Below are 1,235 nucleotides of genomic sequence, written 5' to 3'. Positions count from 1 at the left end.
GTTTTTGTTTCCTGAGAAACTTTCTGAGGCTGAACCAAGAAAATAGTAGTAACGTAAAACAAAATTTTTATGTCTAAGTTTAAAAAGAAAAAAAGCGGCGAATTACCAGCTATTTCTACAGCTTCGTTACCAGATATTGTATTTATGTTACTTTTCTTTTTCATGGTTGCAACGGTAATGCGTCAAAATACTTTGATGATCGAAAATAAATTGCCGTATGCAGATCAGATAGAGAAACTAGATAAGAAAGACTTGGTAATGTATATCTATGCAGGTAAGCCAAGTTCTAGATATCGTGCAAGTGCCGGTAACCAACCTAGAATACAACTTAATGATAAGTTTGCAGCTGTAGAGGATATAAAGGCATTTATTTTGGCAGAAAGAACTGCTAAGAGAGAGGAATTAATACCTTTTTTGACTACAGCTCTTAAAGTTGATGGAGATACAAATATGGGACTTGTAGGTGATATTAAAAAAGAATTAAGAGATGTACAAGCCTTAAAAATTAATTACACTACAAGACAAGGAGATGCTGCCAAAAATTTGAAGTAGTAGTATCGATAACAATATGTCTTATGGAAATAGAGAATCCCACCTTCAAGGTGGGATTTTTTTTGCATTTTTCTACCCTTATGTTTCATGATTGGCATAACAATTGTTTCTTTAATATCATATAGCCGTTGTGATCTATCATTTTATTACATTAATATCTAACCTTCCAAAGTGATATTGAATATGTAGATAAAATAACTGTAATTAAACCACATTTTCTTCTACTTAGTTCTTTTCATTCATGATCACAGTCTTTTGATTCTGTAAGTAATTATTAATTAGATATATGTATTATGGCAAGGAGATTAGCACCAAGTATCAATTCAGGATCTATGGCAGATATTGCGTTTCTATTACTTATCTTTTTCTTGATTTCTACAACAATAGAAACAGATCGAGGTATAAGTAGAAAATTACCGCCATTAATAGATGATCCTGCCACAGCTGACATTAAGGAAAAGAATCTTTTCAAGGTAGAATTAAATCAGCTTAATCAATTATTGGTAGAAGATCATATAATGAAGATAAGTGATCTTAAAAAAGCTGCTATAGCATTTTTAGATAATGGCGGTGGCACAGGTGAAGACAAATGTGACTATTGTCAAGGAGATAGAGATCCTTCTTCATCAGATAATCCCACAAAAGCAGTAATTTCTTTACGTAACAATAGAGAAACTACGTAT

Annotated in this window: 2 protein-coding genes; both read left to right on the top strand. The window is 32.0% G+C overall.

Annotated elements, in window-relative coordinates:
• Positions 1-69 precede the first annotated feature (69 nt).
• Positions 70-552, top strand: coding sequence for an ExbD/TolR family protein (locus ACFSJT_RS17860; RefSeq protein WP_378321706.1), 483 nt, complete (start codon positions 70-72; stop codon positions 550-552).
• 293 nt (positions 553-845) lie between these two features.
• Positions 846-1,235: ExbD/TolR family protein (locus ACFSJT_RS17855; protein ID WP_378321705.1), on the top strand; the 390-nt coding region annotated here is incomplete at its 3' end.

The organism is Aquimarina celericrescens, from assembly GCF_042682765.1.
GTDB classification, from domain to species: Bacteria; Bacteroidota; Bacteroidia; order Flavobacteriales; family Flavobacteriaceae; genus Aquimarina; species Aquimarina celericrescens.
Note: the sequence above shows the minus strand (reverse complement) of the source record. Positions and strands in the feature narration are given on the sequence as shown.

Excerpts from the sequence above, each read along its gene's own strand:
- ACFSJT_RS17860 (WP_378321706.1), top strand. The coding sequence starts at position 70 with ATGTCTAAGTTTAAAAAGAAAAAAAGCGGCGAATTACCAGCTATTTCT.